Source organism: Thermotoga sp. RQ2, assembly GCF_000019625.1.
Lineage (GTDB): Bacteria > Thermotogota > Thermotogae > Thermotogales > Thermotogaceae > Thermotoga > Thermotoga maritima.
Genome location: NC_010483.1, coordinates 1,573,827 through 1,588,432, shown reverse-complemented (window position 1 = coordinate 1,588,432; position 14,606 = coordinate 1,573,827). Strand labels below are relative to the sequence as shown.

14 protein-coding genes are annotated in these 14,606 nt (G+C 49.6%); 13 read left to right on the top strand and 1 reads right to left on the bottom strand.

All coding sequences use genetic code 11. The features are described 5' to 3' along the window. The first annotated feature begins 24 nt into the window (after positions 1-24). From TRQ2_RS08150 to TRQ2_RS08100, 11 genes are read left to right on the top strand one after another with little or no spacing between them, the layout of a single operon-like run. On the top strand, positions 25-717 hold the full coding sequence (locus TRQ2_RS08150) for a phosphoribosylaminoimidazolesuccinocarboxamide synthase (RefSeq protein ID WP_012311199.1): 693 nt from the start codon (positions 25-27) through the stop codon (positions 715-717). After that, complete coding sequence (gene purS / locus TRQ2_RS08145) at positions 693-941, top strand: phosphoribosylformylglycinamidine synthase subunit PurS (protein ID WP_004080026.1); 249 nt, start codon at positions 693-695, stop codon at positions 939-941. Before TRQ2_RS08150 ends, purS begins: the two co-directional genes overlap by 25 nt. Further along, a complete protein-coding gene (gene purQ / locus TRQ2_RS08140) occupies positions 938-1,579 on the top strand; it encodes a phosphoribosylformylglycinamidine synthase subunit PurQ (RefSeq protein WP_004080023.1) in 642 nt (213 codons plus the stop codon). The genes purS and purQ overlap by 4 nt, the downstream gene beginning before the upstream one ends. Continuing rightward, positions 1,579-3,390, top strand: a complete 1,812-nt coding sequence (gene purL / locus TRQ2_RS08135; RefSeq protein ID WP_148202955.1) for a phosphoribosylformylglycinamidine synthase subunit PurL — start codon at positions 1,579-1,581, stop codon at positions 3,388-3,390. The genes purQ and purL overlap by 1 nt, the downstream gene beginning before the upstream one ends. Positions 3,391-3,394: 4 nt before the next feature. Beyond that, entirely contained in the window at positions 3,395-4,690 is a 1,296-nt protein-coding gene (gene purF, locus TRQ2_RS08130) for an amidophosphoribosyltransferase (RefSeq protein WP_004080018.1), read from the top strand. After that, on the top strand, positions 4,651-5,268 hold the full coding sequence (gene purN / locus TRQ2_RS08125; protein ID WP_012311197.1) for a phosphoribosylglycinamide formyltransferase: 618 nt from the start codon (positions 4,651-4,653) through the stop codon (positions 5,266-5,268). The genes purF and purN overlap by 40 nt, the downstream gene beginning before the upstream one ends. Beyond that, on the top strand, positions 5,249-6,607 hold the full coding sequence (locus TRQ2_RS08120) for a bifunctional phosphoribosylaminoimidazolecarboxamide formyltransferase/inosine monophosphate cyclohydrolase (protein ID WP_004080014.1): 1,359 nt from the start codon (positions 5,249-5,251) through the stop codon (positions 6,605-6,607). Before purN ends, TRQ2_RS08120 begins: the two co-directional genes overlap by 20 nt. A gap of 12 nt (positions 6,608-6,619) precedes the next feature. Then, positions 6,620-7,813 carry a phosphoribosylamine--glycine ligase gene (purD, locus tag TRQ2_RS08115; protein WP_004080013.1) on the top strand — a complete coding sequence of 398 codons (1,194 nt, stop codon included), beginning with the start codon at positions 6,620-6,622 and terminating at the stop codon, positions 7,811-7,813. After that, a complete protein-coding gene (gene purM, locus TRQ2_RS08110) occupies positions 7,810-8,745 on the top strand; it encodes a phosphoribosylformylglycinamidine cyclo-ligase (protein WP_004080012.1) in 936 nt (311 codons plus the stop codon). The genes purD and purM overlap by 4 nt, the downstream gene beginning before the upstream one ends. Positions 8,746-8,747: 2 nt before the next feature. Continuing rightward, positions 8,748-9,323, top strand: a complete 576-nt coding sequence (locus tag TRQ2_RS08105; RefSeq protein ID WP_004080011.1) for a hypothetical protein — start codon at positions 8,748-8,750, stop codon at positions 9,321-9,323. Beyond that, positions 9,289-11,019 carry an NAD+ synthase gene (locus TRQ2_RS08100; protein ID WP_012311196.1) on the top strand — a complete coding sequence of 577 codons (1,731 nt, stop codon included), beginning with the start codon at positions 9,289-9,291 and terminating at the stop codon, positions 11,017-11,019. Before TRQ2_RS08105 ends, TRQ2_RS08100 begins: the two co-directional genes overlap by 35 nt. On the opposite strand, the gene TRQ2_RS08095 is transcribed toward TRQ2_RS08100, so the two are convergent. Further along, positions 11,003-11,653, bottom strand: a complete 651-nt coding sequence (locus TRQ2_RS08095; protein ID WP_012311195.1) for an HAD family phosphatase — start codon at positions 11,651-11,653, stop codon at positions 11,003-11,005. The two genes, TRQ2_RS08100 and TRQ2_RS08095, sit on opposite strands and share 17 nt — an antisense overlap. Before the next feature lie 108 nt (positions 11,654-11,761). Between TRQ2_RS08095 and aspC the strand changes: the two genes are divergently transcribed. Continuing rightward, a complete protein-coding gene (aspC, locus tag TRQ2_RS08090) occupies positions 11,762-12,895 on the top strand; it encodes an aspartate aminotransferase (protein ID WP_011943945.1) in 1,134 nt (377 codons plus the stop codon). Then, positions 12,870-14,603 carry an ABC transporter ATP-binding protein gene (locus TRQ2_RS08085; RefSeq protein WP_012311194.1) on the top strand — a complete coding sequence of 578 codons (1,734 nt, stop codon included), beginning with the start codon at positions 12,870-12,872 and terminating at the stop codon, positions 14,601-14,603. Before aspC ends, TRQ2_RS08085 begins: the two co-directional genes overlap by 26 nt. Positions 14,604-14,606 lie beyond the last annotated feature (3 nt).

Below are 14,606 nucleotides of genomic sequence, written 5' to 3'. Positions count from 1 at the left end.
CAAAAAGGGCGGGGAGGCGAGCGTGTGAATTACGAAGGAAAGACAAAAATTGTTAAGGTCACCGGCGATTATGCCCTGCTCGAGTTCAAAGATGATATAACCGCTGGTGACGGATTGAAGCACGATGTTCTAACGGGTAAAGGATCCATCTGCGCAGAAACGACCGCCATCCTCATGAAATATCTCTCCGAGAAAGACATCAAAACCCACCTCGTTGAATACATTCCCCCTCGAACGCTGAAAGTCATTCCTTTGAAAATGTTCCCCCTCGAAGTGGTTGTGAGATTGAAAAAGGCAGGATCTTTCGTGAGAAGGTATGGTGGAGCTGAAGGGGAAGACCTTCCAGTTCCCCTCGTTGAGTTCTTCATAAAAGACGACGAAAGACACGATCCAATGGTCTGTGTCGATCATCTCGAAATACTCGGCATCGCAACAAAAAAGCAGGCAGAAAAGATGAAAGAAGCGGCGGTGAAAATAACTCTTGCTCTCAAAGAGTTTTTTGAAAGGGCGAACTTCGAACTCTGGGACATAAAGTACGAGTTTGGACTCGACAAAGACGGAAACGTCGTTCTCGGTGACGAAATCTCTCCCGACACGTTCAGATTGAGAAATAAGGGTGAAATCTTCGATAAAGATGTGTACAGAAGGGATCTTGGTGATCCCTTAAAAAAGTACAGGGAGGTGCTGGAACTTTGCCGCTCTTTAAATTCGCAATAGACGTTCAGTACAGGAGCAACGTGAGGGATCCGCGCGGAGAAACGATCGAACGTGTTCTGAGGGAAGAAAAAGGTCTTCCCGTGAAAAAGTTGAGACTTGGGAAGTCCATCCACCTCGAAGTAGAAGCAGAAAACAAAGAAAAAGCGTACGAAATCGTAAAGAAAGCCTGCGAAGAACTCCTGGTGAACCCGGTTGTTGAGGAATATGAGGTGAGGGAGCTGTGAAGCCCAGAGCTTGTGTAGTGGTCTATCCTGGTTCCAACTGTGACAGAGACGCGTACCACGCTCTGGAAATAAACGGCTTCGAGCCCAGTTACGTCGGGCTGGACGACAAGCTGGACGACTACGAACTGATCATTCTACCTGGAGGGTTTTCCTACGGAGACTATCTGAGACCCGGTGCCGTTGCCGCAAGAGAAAAAATCGCCTTTGAAATAGCAAAAGCCGCTGAAAGAGGAAAGCTGATAATGGGAATATGCAACGGATTTCAGATCCTCATAGAGATGGGACTCCTGAAAGGAGCCCTTCTTCAAAATTCGTCTGGAAAGTTCATCTGCAAATGGGTGGATCTGATCGTGGAAAACAACGACACACCGTTCACGAACGCTTTCGAAAAGGGAGAAAAGATAAGAATACCGATAGCACACGGCTTTGGAAGATACGTGAAGATAGATGACGTGAACGTGGTTCTCAGATACGTCAAAGACGTGAACGGCTCAGACGAACGAATAGCGGGTGTTCTGAACGAGAGCGGAAACGTCTTCGGTCTCATGCCCCACCCGGAAAGGGCGGTTGAAGAACTCATAGGCGGAGAAGACGGAAAGAAAGTGTTCCAGTCCATCCTCAACTACTTGAAGAGGTGATGAAGTTGAGATATCTGAACATTCTCAAGGAGAAGCTTGGAAGAGAACCCACCTTCGTCGAGCTTCAGGCTTTTTCAGTCATGTGGAGCGAACACTGTGGATACTCCCACACGAAGAAATACATAAGAAGATTACCGAAAACGGGTTTTGAGGGAAACGCGGGTGTGGTGAACCTGGATGATTACTATTCCGTTGCTTTCAAGATAGAGAGCCACAATCACCCGAGTGCGATAGAACCTTACAACGGTGCAGCAACGGGTGTCGGTGGAATCATCAGAGACGTCCTCGCGATGGGAGCCCGCCCAACGGTCATATTCGATTCACTCCACATGTCCCGAATCATAGACGGTATCATAGAGGGAATAGCCGATTACGGTAATTCCATAGGCGTTCCAACGGTCGGTGGAGAACTCAGGATCTCCTCACTATACGCGCACAACCCCCTCGTGAACGTGCTCGCAGCGGGTGTTGTGAGAAACGACATGCTGGTCGATTCGAAAGCATCGAGACCGGGACAGGTCATAGTGATCTTCGGAGGAGCCACAGGAAGGGACGGAATCCACGGGGCGTCTTTCGCTTCGGAGGATCTCACGGGTGATAAGGCAACCAAGCTTTCAATTCAGGTTGGTGACCCGTTCGCTGAAAAGATGCTCATAGAAGCGTTCCTGGAGATGGTGGAAGAGGGACTCGTGGAAGGAGCTCAGGATCTGGGAGCGGGCGGTGTGCTGTCCGCAACTTCGGAACTCGTAGCGAAGGGGAATCTCGGAGCGATCGTTCATCTGGACCGTGTTCCCCTGAGAGAACCGGATATGGAGCCCTGGGAAATCCTCATAAGCGAAAGCCAAGAAAGAATGGCGGTCGTCACATCACCTCAGAAGGCGAGCCGCATTCTGGAAATAGCCAGGAAGCACCTTCTTTTCGGCGATATCGTTGCCGAAGTGATAGAAGAACCAGTTTACAGGGTGATGTACAGAAACGATCTCGTCATGGAAGTTCCCGTCCAGCTCCTCGCAAACGCCCCAGAAGAGGACATAGTCGAATACACACCCGGAAAGATCCCAGAGTTCAAAAGGGTGGAATTCGAAGAGGTGAACGCGAGGGAAGTCTTCGAGCAGTACGATCACATGGTCGGAACGGATACCGTGGTTCCACCCGGATTCGGCGCGGCCGTGATGAGAATAAAGAGAGACGGGGGGTACTCCCTCGTCACACACAGCAGGGCGGATCTGGCTCTTCAGGATACCTACTGGGGAACCTTCATAGCCGTGCTCGAGAGTGTGAGAAAGACGCTCAGCGTTGGTGCGGAACCCCTCGCTATAACGAACTGCGTGAACTACGGGGATCCCGATGTTGATCCGGTGGGACTTTCGGCCATGATGACCGCTCTCAAGAACGCTTGCGAATTCTCCGGTGTTCCCGTTGCATCGGGAAACGCTTCTCTCTACAACACGTACCAGGGAAAACCCATTCCACCCACCCTGGTTGTGGGAATGTTGGGGAAGGTGAACCCGCAGAAAGTGGCAAAACCGAAGCCTTCGAAGGTGTTCGCGGTGGGATGGAACGACTTCGAACTCGAAAGGGAAAAAGAACTCTGGAGAGCCATAAGAAAACTCTCAGAAGAAGGTGCTTTCATCCTCTCTTCGTCACAGCTTCTGACGAGAACTCACGTGGAGACTTTCAGAGAGTACGGCTTGAAGATCGAAGTGAAACTGCCAGAAGTGAGGCCGGCGCATCAGATGGTGCTCGTCTTCTCTGAGAGAACTCCCGTAGTCGATGTTCCTGTGAAGGAGATCGGAACGCTCTCGAGGTGATGATATGTGCGGAATCGCAGGAGTCTGGAATGTGAAAGATGCCTTTTCTGTCCTTCACGACGTGCTTCTCGGTCTTCAGCATAGAGGACAGGAAAGTGTGGGTGTTGTGGTAGACGGGTTCAAAACGATAAAAGGAAAAGGACTCGTAGACACCGTTCTCACCGAAGACAGGTGGGAAGACGCTGAAAAGGGTATTGGACACGTAAGGTACTCCACGGCAGGATCGCTCGAGGACATTCAGCCAATCGTGGCGTTCACGAGAAAGGGAAGGCTCGCGATCGCTCACAACGGAAACATACCCAACGGCGAAAAGTGGATAGAGATGCTCAAAGAAAAAGGAGCGGTTTTCCAGAGCTCGCTCGACTCGGAGGTCTTCCTTCATCTCATCTCGATGTCTGAAGGTGACCTGAAAGAGTCCATAGTGAAAGCGCTGAAGAAAGTCCCTCTTGCCTACTCACTTCTCATTCTACACGAAGAATTCCTCGCTGCGGCGAGAGACCCATACGGCGTCCGTCCCCTGTTCTATGGAAAATACGGTGATGGAATCGTTGTGGCATCGGAAGACGCAGCGCTGAAAGCGATAGGTGTGGAAGACATAGAAGAAGTTCCCTCTGGAACGGTCGTGTTCTTCTCGAACAAAGGCACAGAAACGGTGAGGTTCTCCAAAAAAGAAAAGCGGTTCTGCTCCTTCGAATTCATCTATTTCGCGAGGCCGGACAGTCACTTTCTCGATCAGAGTGTACACATAGCCCGTTACAGAATGGGTGAAGAACTCTACAGAGAAAACCCGATAGAAGCGGACGTGGTCGTTCCGGTGCTGGACTCCGGACTTTCCGGAGCGATGGGATTTTCTTCGGCTTCGGGTATACCTCTCGACATCGGTCTCATGAGGAACAGATATGTGGGAAGAAGTTTCATCATGCCGGTGGACAGGGAAAAGATCGTCAAGAAAAAACTCGTCCCCATAGAAGACGTTGTGAGTGGAAAGAGGGTTGTTGTAATCGATGATTCGATCGTCAGAGGAACAACCATGGGCATCATCGTGAAGATATTGAGAGAGGCGGGTGCGAAGGAAGTACACGTTGGCATACACTCTCCACCTGTACGTTTTCCCTGTTTCTACGGAATAGATACCGCCAGAAAGAAAGAGCTCGTCGCGGGAGAACGTGCCGTGGAAGAAGTGAAAAAAATAGTCAACGCAGACTCTCTCTTTTACCTTTCACTCGAAGGGTTGAAAAGAGCCATTGGGAGGAGTGAACTGTGTGTAGCGTGCTTCAGCGGGGAGTACCTCCACGAATAGTCGTTCTCGCTTCGGGAAACGGAAGCAATTTCGAAGCGATCGTGAACGCAGCGCGAAGCGGTGAATTGAGTGCGGAAATCCAGATGCTCCTTGTGGACAGAAACTGCTACGCAATAGAGCGAGCGAAAAGACTGCAGATCCCCTGGGAAAGGCTCGAGAAACCCTGGGCAGAGTCTCTGAAAAAAAGACTCGAAGAGTTGAATCCCGACCTCGTGGTCCTCGCCGGTTTCATGAGGATTCTTCCGGCGGAGATCGTCGAAAGGTGGAAGTGGAAGATCGTCAACATCCACCCTTCGCTTCTTCCCGCGTTCCCCGGGACCCACGCCATCGAGAAGGCCTACGAATACGGTGTGAAGGTCACAGGAATCACCATCCACTTCGTTGATGAGGGAGTCGACACCGGTCCCATCATCTTTCAGAAAGCAGTTGAAATAAAGAAAGACTGGTCTCTCGAAAGACTGGAAGAAGAGATCCATAAGATAGAACATCGGTATTATCCGCTCGTCATTCAAAAGGTACTGGAAGGAAAATGGAAGATCGAAGGAAGGAGGGTTATCCTTGAAGAGGATATTGGTTAGTCTCTACGAGAAAGAAAAATATCTGGATATTCTGAGAGAACTCCACGAAAAAGGCTGGGAGATCTGGGCGAGCTCCGGCACCGCCAAGTTTTTGAAATCAAACGGAATAGAAGCAAACGACGTGAGCACCATAACGGGTTTCGAGAATCTCCTCGGAGGGCTCGTGAAGACCCTCCACCCGGAGATATTCGCCGGCATCCTCGGACCGGAACCCAGATGGGATGTGGTCTTTGTGGACCTATATCCACCCCCAGACATCGACATAGGAGGAGTCGCTCTTCTTCGAGCAGCTGCCAAAAACTGGAAAAAGGTGAAACCCGCTTTCGACATGGAAACACTCAAACTCGCGATTGAGATAGACGACGAAGAGACGAGAAAGTACCTCGCTGGAATGACCTTTGCGTTCACCAGTGTGTACGATTCGATAAGGGCCAACCAGTTTGTCGAGGGTATTTCTCTCGCCTTCAAGAGGGAAGATCTTCAGCTGAGGTACGGAGAGAACCCTCACGAAAAAGCGTTTGTGTATGGAAAACCAGCTTTTGAGATTCTGCACGAAGGAAAGACAATCTCATTCAACAACATCTTAGACGCGGAAAACGCGTGGTTCATGGCGAAGAACCTGCCGAGGATGGGTGCGGTTGTGGTGAAACACCAATCTCCCTGTGGTGCTGCGATAGGAGAAGACAAAGTGGAAATCGTGAAGAAGGCCATCGAGGCGGACGACGAATCCAGTTTTGGAGGGATCCTGGCCGTGAACTTCGAAATGGACGAAGAAGTTGCGAAGTCATTGAAAAAGTACCTCGAGGTGATCGTGGCACCTTCCTTCACACAGGAAGCGATCGAGGTTCTCTCTAAGAAAAAAGTGCGTCTCTTGAAGCCTGGGGATTACGCTTCGTGGGCTGGAAAGATGGCATTCGGTTCTCTCGTCCTGAGTGAAAGAAAGTACCCCGAAGGGAATTTTGAACTGGTAGTTGGAGAGCCTCTCTCGGAAAAAGAGCTTGAGGATCTGGAATTCGCTTACCGTGTTGTGGAAGGAGCGAAATCCAACGCTGTTCTCATAGCAAAAGACGGTGTAACTGTGGGAATAGGGAGCGGGCAGCCTTCGAGAAAGAGAGCTGCCTGGATCGCCACCGTGATGGCAGGAGAAAAAGCGAAGGGAGCGGTTGCGGCTTCCGATGCGTTCTTCCCGTTCCCGGACTCGCTCGAAATACTCGCTCAGGCTGGTGTGAAAGCGGTGGTCGCTCCTCTCGGATCCATAAGAGACGAAGAAGTGATCGAAAAAGCCAGAGAACTTGGAATCACGTTCTACAAAGCTCCGAGCAGGGTTTTCAGGCACTGAGGGGTGAAAGCGGTGAGGGTACACATACTCGGTTCTGGAGGAAGGGAACACGCGATAGGATGGGCTTTCGCAAAGCAGGGGTACGAAGTCCACTTCTATCCGGGAAACGCCGGAACGAAGAGAGATGGAACGAACCATCCCTATGAAGGGGAAAAAACCTTGAAAGCCATTCCCGAAGAAGACATCGTGATACCGGGATCCGAGGAATTCCTGGTAGAAGGGGTCTCGAACTGGAGATCCAACGTCTTTGGCCCGGTGAAAGAGGTCGCAAGGCTCGAAGGATCCAAGGTCTATGCCAAAAGGTTCATGAAGAAGTACGGTATAAGAACCGCTCGTTTCGAAGTGGCAGAAACTCCAGAGGAATTGAGAGAGAAGATAAAAAAATTCTCTCCTCCTTACGTGATAAAGGCGGACGGGCTCGCTCGAGGAAAGGGTGTTCTGATCCTCGACTCTAAGGAAGAAACCATCGAAAAGGGATCGAAACTCATCATCGGAGAGCTCATAAAAGGTGTGAAAGGCCCTGTTGTGATAGATGAATTTCTCGCCGGGAACGAGCTTTCCGCCATGGCGGTCGTGAATGGAAGAAATTTCGTGATCCTTCCCTTCGTCAGAGATTACAAGAGACTGATGGACGGTGACAGGGGACCGAACACGGGAGGTATGGGCTCCTGGGGGCCTGTAGAAATCCCTTCCGATACGATCAAAAAGATCGAAGAGCTCTTCGATAAGACTCTGTGGGGAGTGGAGAAAGAAGGCTACGCGTACCGGGGGTTCCTCTACTTGGGTCTCATGCTCCACGATGGTGATCCCTACATACTCGAGTACAACGTGAGACTGGGCGATCCAGAAACAGAAGTGATAGTGACGTTGAATCCCGAAGGATTTGTCAACGCGGTTCTCGAGGGATACCGCGGTGGTAAAATGGAGCCGGTGGAACCGCGTGGATTCGCCGTGGACGTGGTTCTCGCAGCGAGGGGCTATCCCGACGCTCCCGAAAAGGGCAAAGAGATCACCCTTCCCGAAGAAGGTCTCATATTCTTCGCGGGAGTCGCGGAGAAAGATGGAAAACTCGTAACCAATGGCGGTCGTGTTCTTCACTGCATGGGAACGGGAGAGACGAAAGAAGAGGCACGAAGAAAGGCTTACGAACTCGCGGAAAAGGTCCACTTCGAAGGTAAGACCTACAGGAGGGATATCGCTCTATGAAATACACTTACAGAGAAGCAGGAGTCGATGTCGAGAGGGGAGAAAGCTTCGCAAAAACTATAAAAAGCGCTGTAAAACTTCCTGAATGGGTGATGAAAGAGCCCACGGGATACGCTTCCATACTCACGATCACAACTCCCCCCGTTGTTGTAACGGCCGATGGGATCGGCACCAAACTCATCCTTCACAGAAAGCACGGGACCTGGCGCTACGCGGCTGAGGACCTTGTGGGTATGAACTACAACGATCTGGTCTGCGTGGGAGCGAGGCCTGTGGCCTTTCTGGACTACCTTGGGGTCGAGAGAATCTCCGAAGAACACGAGTCGTTCATAAAAGAGCTCGTAAACGTCCTTGACAGCGTGGATGTGAAACTGGTGGGCGGTGAGACCGCTGAGATGCCCGATGTGTATCGTGGAGACTGGGACGCTGTGGGGTTCGCTGTCGGCGTTTTAGAAAAACGGATACCGGTTGATAAGATAAAAGAAGGGGATGTGATCGTTGGTATTCCGTCATCGGGATTCCACTCGAACGGCTGGTCCCTCATAAGAAGGATCATAAAGGAGGAATCCATAAAGATCGAAGAACTTCCCTTTGAACTCCTGAAAGGAACACGCATATACAGAGAAGTCATCGAGTTGTTCGATCTGGTGAAAGGGATCGCACACGTGACCGGCGGGGGAGTGGTGAGGGCGCTGAAGAGAGTCCTCGGAAAGCTTGGGGCGCACGTTTCTCTACCAAAGAGGGACTTCGTTGATTGGATATTGAAATATGTAGACTTCAACGAAGCGGTCAACACCTTCAACATGGGTGTTGGAATGTTTCTGATCGTGGAAAAACAAAAGGTGGACGAGGTTCTGGCCAGAGTGGATGGAACAGTCGTTGGGAAGGTATCCTCAGACTGGAGAATCGAGTACGGAGGTGAGGGGGGATAAGTGTGATCGAGAGTTTCGTTAAAGGATTCAGGGAGATAGTTCAAAATACAAAACTCGCTGTGATAAGCGTTATGGCTCTCGTTCTGGGGTTTGTGACGGAAGTGCTTTACATCTTTGCCGGAAAGTACGATTTTCTGAGCTTCGATTTCTTCGTCATAAAACTCTTTGAAGAGGTACTGCTCGCATTGTTGATGGGACTACTTCTGGTTCCAAGAAGAAGAGAAAATCTTCTCAGTCTTCTCGTGTTTTCAGCGTTTTACGGGTTGACGGTAAGTGCTGGTTTTTCTCTGTTCGTCCTTCCCGGTTTTGTGGCCTTCATGTTTCTCTTCTTTGTCCCCCTGCTCTCCGCTAAAGACGAATCTCCTTCCAGCGTCCTGGAAAAGAACTACAGAATGGTGTTCAAAGGGGAAAAGACGGTGGACGTTTTCCTCGCTGCAGCCGTTGTGTTCATCGTCTGGTTCATACCGTACCTGGGTTCCATAATATCGAATCTCTTGAGAGTCGTTCTGGTCTACTCGATGTACCGGATAATGGAGGGATCCTATGAAAAGACTGAGAGTGACACTGGCTCAGCTTAATCCGACCCTTGGAGACTTCGAGGGAAATCTGAAGAAGGCAATAGAAGCCCTCAGAGTGGCGGAAGACCGGGGAAGTGATCTCCTTGTCTTCCCGGAGCTCTTTCTTCCCGGTTATCCTCCCGAAGACCTCATGCTCAGGCTCTCATTCCTCAGAGAGAACAGAAAATACCTCCAGAAGTTCGCTCAGCATACAAGAAATCTCGGTGTTACCGTCTTGATGGGCTTCATAGACAGCGACGAGGATGCGTACAACGCCGCCGCAGTTGTGAAAGGCGGTGAGATCCTTGGAGTGTATAGGAAGATATCTCTGCCGAACTACGGGGTTTTCGATGAGAGAAGATACTTCAAACCCGGAGAGGAACTCCTCGTCGTGAAAATAGGCAACATCAAAGTGGGAGTTACCATCTGCGAAGACATTTGGAATCCAGTGGAACCGAGCGCCTCGCTTTCCTTGGGTGAGGGAGTTCATCTCATAGCGAATCTTTCGGCTTCTCCCTACCACGTGGGGAAACCTGTTCTGAGAAAGGACTATCTTTCCATGAAGGCTTACGACTATCACGTGGCCATGGCCTACTGCAACATGGTCGGGGGTCAGGACGAGCTCGTTTTCGATGGAGGAAGCATGGTGGTTGACGCTTCAGGAGAGGTCATAAACTACGGAAAGCTCTTCGAAGAGGAGATCATCACGGTGGATCTGGATCTGGACGAGAACCTCAGAGTCTCACTGGTAGATCCTAGAAGAAGGTACATGAAGACTCAGAACTATCCGGTGAAAACCGTGGAAGCGGGAAATCTCCGGGAGAAATCCGGGCATTTTGAACCGGTGGTGAATCCTCTTCCTGTGAGAGAAGAAGAGATGTTCAGGGCTCTGATCACGGGTCTGAGAGACTACGTGAGGAAAAACGGTTTTGAAAAGGTCGTGATAGGGCTCAGTGGGGGAATGGACTCTTCCCTCGTCGCGGTCATAGCAACAGAAGCCCTGGGAAAAGAGAACGTGAAAGGTGTCCTCATGCCGTCCATGTACACCTCAAAAGAAAGTATCGAAGACGCGCAAACACTGGCAAAAAATCTGGGCATAGAGACTTTCATCATTCCCATCACGGATGTGTTTCACTCCTACCTCGAAACACTCAAAGGCGTTTTCGCTGGGCGAGAACCAGATATAACCGAAGAGAATCTTCAGGCGAGGATCAGAGGAAACTACCTCATGGCACTTTCCAACAAGTTCGGATGGCTCGTTCTCACAACGGGAAACAAAAGCGAGATGGCAACGGGATACGCGACTCTCTACGGAGACATGGCGGGAGGATTCGCCGTTATAAAGGATGTTTACAAGACAGACGTTTACAGAATAGGAAGATGGTACAACAGCTGGAGAGGAAAAGAGATCATTCCGGAAAACATCTTCGTGAAACCCCCAACGGCGGAGCTCAGGCCGGGCCAGACGGACCAGGAGAAACTACCACCGTACGAGGTGCTCGATGAAATACTGAGACTCTACATAGAAGAAGGGCTCGATCCAGAAGAAATCGCATCAAAAGGCTTCGACAGGAAGACCGTGCTCGACGTGACGGAAATGATACGAAAGAACGAATACAAGAGAAAACAGGCCGCTATCGGCGTGAAGATCTCCACGAGAGCTTTTGGGAAAGACTGGAGAATGCCGATCACGAACAGATTTAAAGAACCTCTTTGAGAACGTTCAGGATTTCCTCGGGTTTCACCAGAGCAACCGCACCCGCTTCAAGAAGCGCTTTACCGTCGTTCAAAGAGTGAACGACTCCATAGATTCTTTCTATGCCGGCGCTTTTTGCGGCTTCAACACCGCTCTTTGAGTCTTCGAAGACCACAACCTTCTCTGGGACCACATTCAACCTTTCCAGAACGAGAAGGTATATCTCTGGATCAGGCTTTCCGTTCTTCACCTGATCACCGAACACCATGACGTCGAAGTACTTTTCGAGATCGAGTCTTCTCAATCTCTCCAGCGCTTCTCGCTGTGGTGTGGAGGTTGCGAGCGCGAGTTTTATTCTTTCGCTCTTTACGAACTCGAGCGCCTCTCTTACACCCGGATTTTCCTTGAGAAGCTCAGAGAAAACGCGCTTTTTTTCTTCGTGGACCCTCTTTTTGAAGTTCTCCAGAGAATCTTTTATCTCCAGAGCTTCCATGAGGATGGGAAGACCTTCTCTTTCAGGAACTCCCATTATTCTCCTGTGGAGATCCTCCGTGTAAGGTTTTCCATAGCTTTCCGCGACTCTTCTGTAAGCTTCGAAGTAGAGAGGCTCTGTGTCCATGAGCACTCCATCCATGTCGAAAATCACCGCTTCCATTCCTTACTCCTCCTTTCTTTTAAAAGAATAACATGAGAAGTTTAACCTGTCTAAATCGGATCTTTGTGGTAGTATTAAATATGAAACCACGACCAGGGGGGGTTCTAAATGGTATCCAGGAGAATATCAGAGATTCCCATATCGAAAACCATGGAACTCGACGCGAAGGCCAAAGCCCTCATAAAAAAGGGAGAAGACGTGATCAATCTAACGGCTGGTGAGCCGGATTTTCCCACACCGGAACCCGTCGTGGAAGAAGCGATGAGATTTCTCCAGAAAGGAGAAGTGAAATACACAGATCCTCGTGGTATCTACGAACTCAGAGAGGGTATAGCGAAAAGGATAGGCGAGAGATACAAAAAAGATATCTCACCGGATCAGGTCGTGGTGACGAATGGAGCGAAACAGGCTCTGTTCAATGCTTTCATGGCCCTTCTTGATCCCGGTGACGAAGTGATCGTGTTTTCTCCCGTCTGGGTCAGCTACATTCCTCAGATCATCCTTGCTGGTGGCACGGTGAACGTGGTTGAGACGTTCATGAGTAAAAATTTCCAGCCCAGTCTGGAAGAGGTGGAAGGGCTTCTTGTTGGGAAAACGAAAGCCGTTCTTATCAACTCGCCGAACAATCCCACTGGTGTGGTGTACAGAAGAGAGTTCCTTGAAGGACTTGTGAGACTTGCCAAGAAGAGGAATTTCTACATAATCAGCGACGAAGTCTACGATTCCCTTGTTTACACGGATGAATTCACATCGATACTCGATGTTTCTGAAGGATTCGACCGGATAGTTTACATAAACGGCTTCTCGAAGTCTCACTCCATGACCGGCTGGAGGGTGGGTTACCTGATATCGAGCGAAAAAGTAGCGACCGCTGTGTCGAAGATCCAGTCTCACACCACCTCCTGTATCAACACGGTAGCACAGTACGCCGCCTTGAAGGCTCTGGAAGTGGACAACTCTTACATGGTTCAGACCTTTAAAGAAAGAAAAAATTTCGTGGTGGAAAGATTGAAAAAGATGGGTGTTAAGTTCGTGGAACCAGAAGGTGCGTTCTACCTCTTTTTCAAAGTCCGGGGTGACGATGTGAAATTCTGTGAAAGGCTCCTCGAAGAAAAGAAGGTTGCACTCGTTCCAGGATCCGCTTTTCTGAAGCCTGGATTTGTGAGGCTTTCTTTTGCCACATCTATAGAAAGACTTACGGAGGCGCTGGATAGAATTGAAGACTTCCTCAATTCTCGTTGATTTCCTGAAGAGAAACTGGCACAAATACCTTCTCGGTGTTCTTTCACTCATCGCGGTGGACCTCCTTCAAGTCTACATTCCACGTGTCATCGGAAAGATCGTTGACATGCTGAACACAGAAACGATGAACTTCGATACACTCAAAATAATGTTGTTTTGGGTGATGGCCGCCGCGAGCGGGATGTTTATTGGAAGGTTCTTCTGGAGATTCTTCTTTGGTGGCACTGCAAGAAAGTTTTTCCTCGAGACATCGAACAAGATGTTCTCAAAGCTGCTCAGTCTCACTCCCGGTTTCTTCGATCGAATGAAAAGCGGTGAACTCATGGCAAGGTTCACCAACGATCTGAGCCTTCTGAGAAGAGTGCTCGGCCAGGGTGCGATACTCTTCTTCGATTCTTTCATCATGATCGTGATGGTCTTTTTCTTCATGATAGGTAACGTGGGTTGGAAGCTCTCCTGGATCAGCTTTGCGCCGCTTTTGCTTCTTGCCCCTGTTTCGATGAGCTTTGGACGACTCATACACAGAAAAGTATCGGAAGTTCAGAGATCCTTCTCGGAACTTTCCGGGTTCACCGAAGAAACGATTTCGAGTGTGCGCATTGTGAAGAGCTTCTCGGTGGAAGACGTCTCATTCAAGATATTTGAAAACAGGGCACTCAAAAACTACGAAGACACTCTCAGTGCAATCAAAGTCTCCAGCGTTTTCAGGCCCCTCATCAATCTTATCGCTTCGACCGCTTTTTTCCTCGCCCTTCTCTACGGTGGAAGAGCCGTTATAAACGGGAAGATCTCTCTCGGTGATTTCATAGCCTTCAATTCTTACCTTGGAATGCTCGTCTGGCCGATGATGGCCTACGGTTTCATGGTGGATCTGTTCCAGAGGGGAAGAGCGGCTATGAGACGTCTGGACACGATCTTCACCGCTCAACCCGAAGTTAAAGAACCCGAGAAGCCGATCAGGATAGATCACTTTGAAAGTTTTGAAGTGAGAAACCTGACCTACAGATACCCCGGAACAGAACGTGAAGTTCTGAAAAACGTCACCATGAAGATAAACAGGGGAGAAATGATAGGCATCGCCGGCAGTGTTGGAAGTGGAAAGTCCACGATAGCAAAGCTTCTCGTGAAGCTCTATCCGGTGGAAAGGGGAAAGATATTCATAAACGGTGTGGACATAAACGACGTTTCTTCGGAGAATATCAGATCCATCGTCACTCTGGTTCCGCAGGAAACGTTTCTGTTCTCAGACACGGTGAGAAACAACATAACGGTCGGTTTGGAAAACGTCGATGAGAAAAAGATCGAAGAAGTGACAAAACTTGCGGCCGTCTACGACGATATCATGAGCTTTCCAGAAAAATTCGACACGATCGTTGGGGAAAGAGGTGTGACGCTTTCGGGCGGTCAGAAACAGAGAATCACCATAGCCCGCGCTCTCATAAGAGATTTCGAAGTTTACATATTCGACGACTGTCTCTCGGCCGTTGACCCTGAAACCGAAGAGAGGATCATAGATTCGATCAGAAAAGGAATGAAAGGAAAAACGATCGTCGTCATAACACATCGATTGAAGGTGTTGAAAAACGCCGACAGGATATATGTCTTGCACGAGGGAAGAGTGATAGAAGAGGGCACTCACGAGGAATTGATGATCAGGGATGGCATGTACAGTAGAATGTACAGAAAACAGCTCATCGAGGAGGGATAGGTA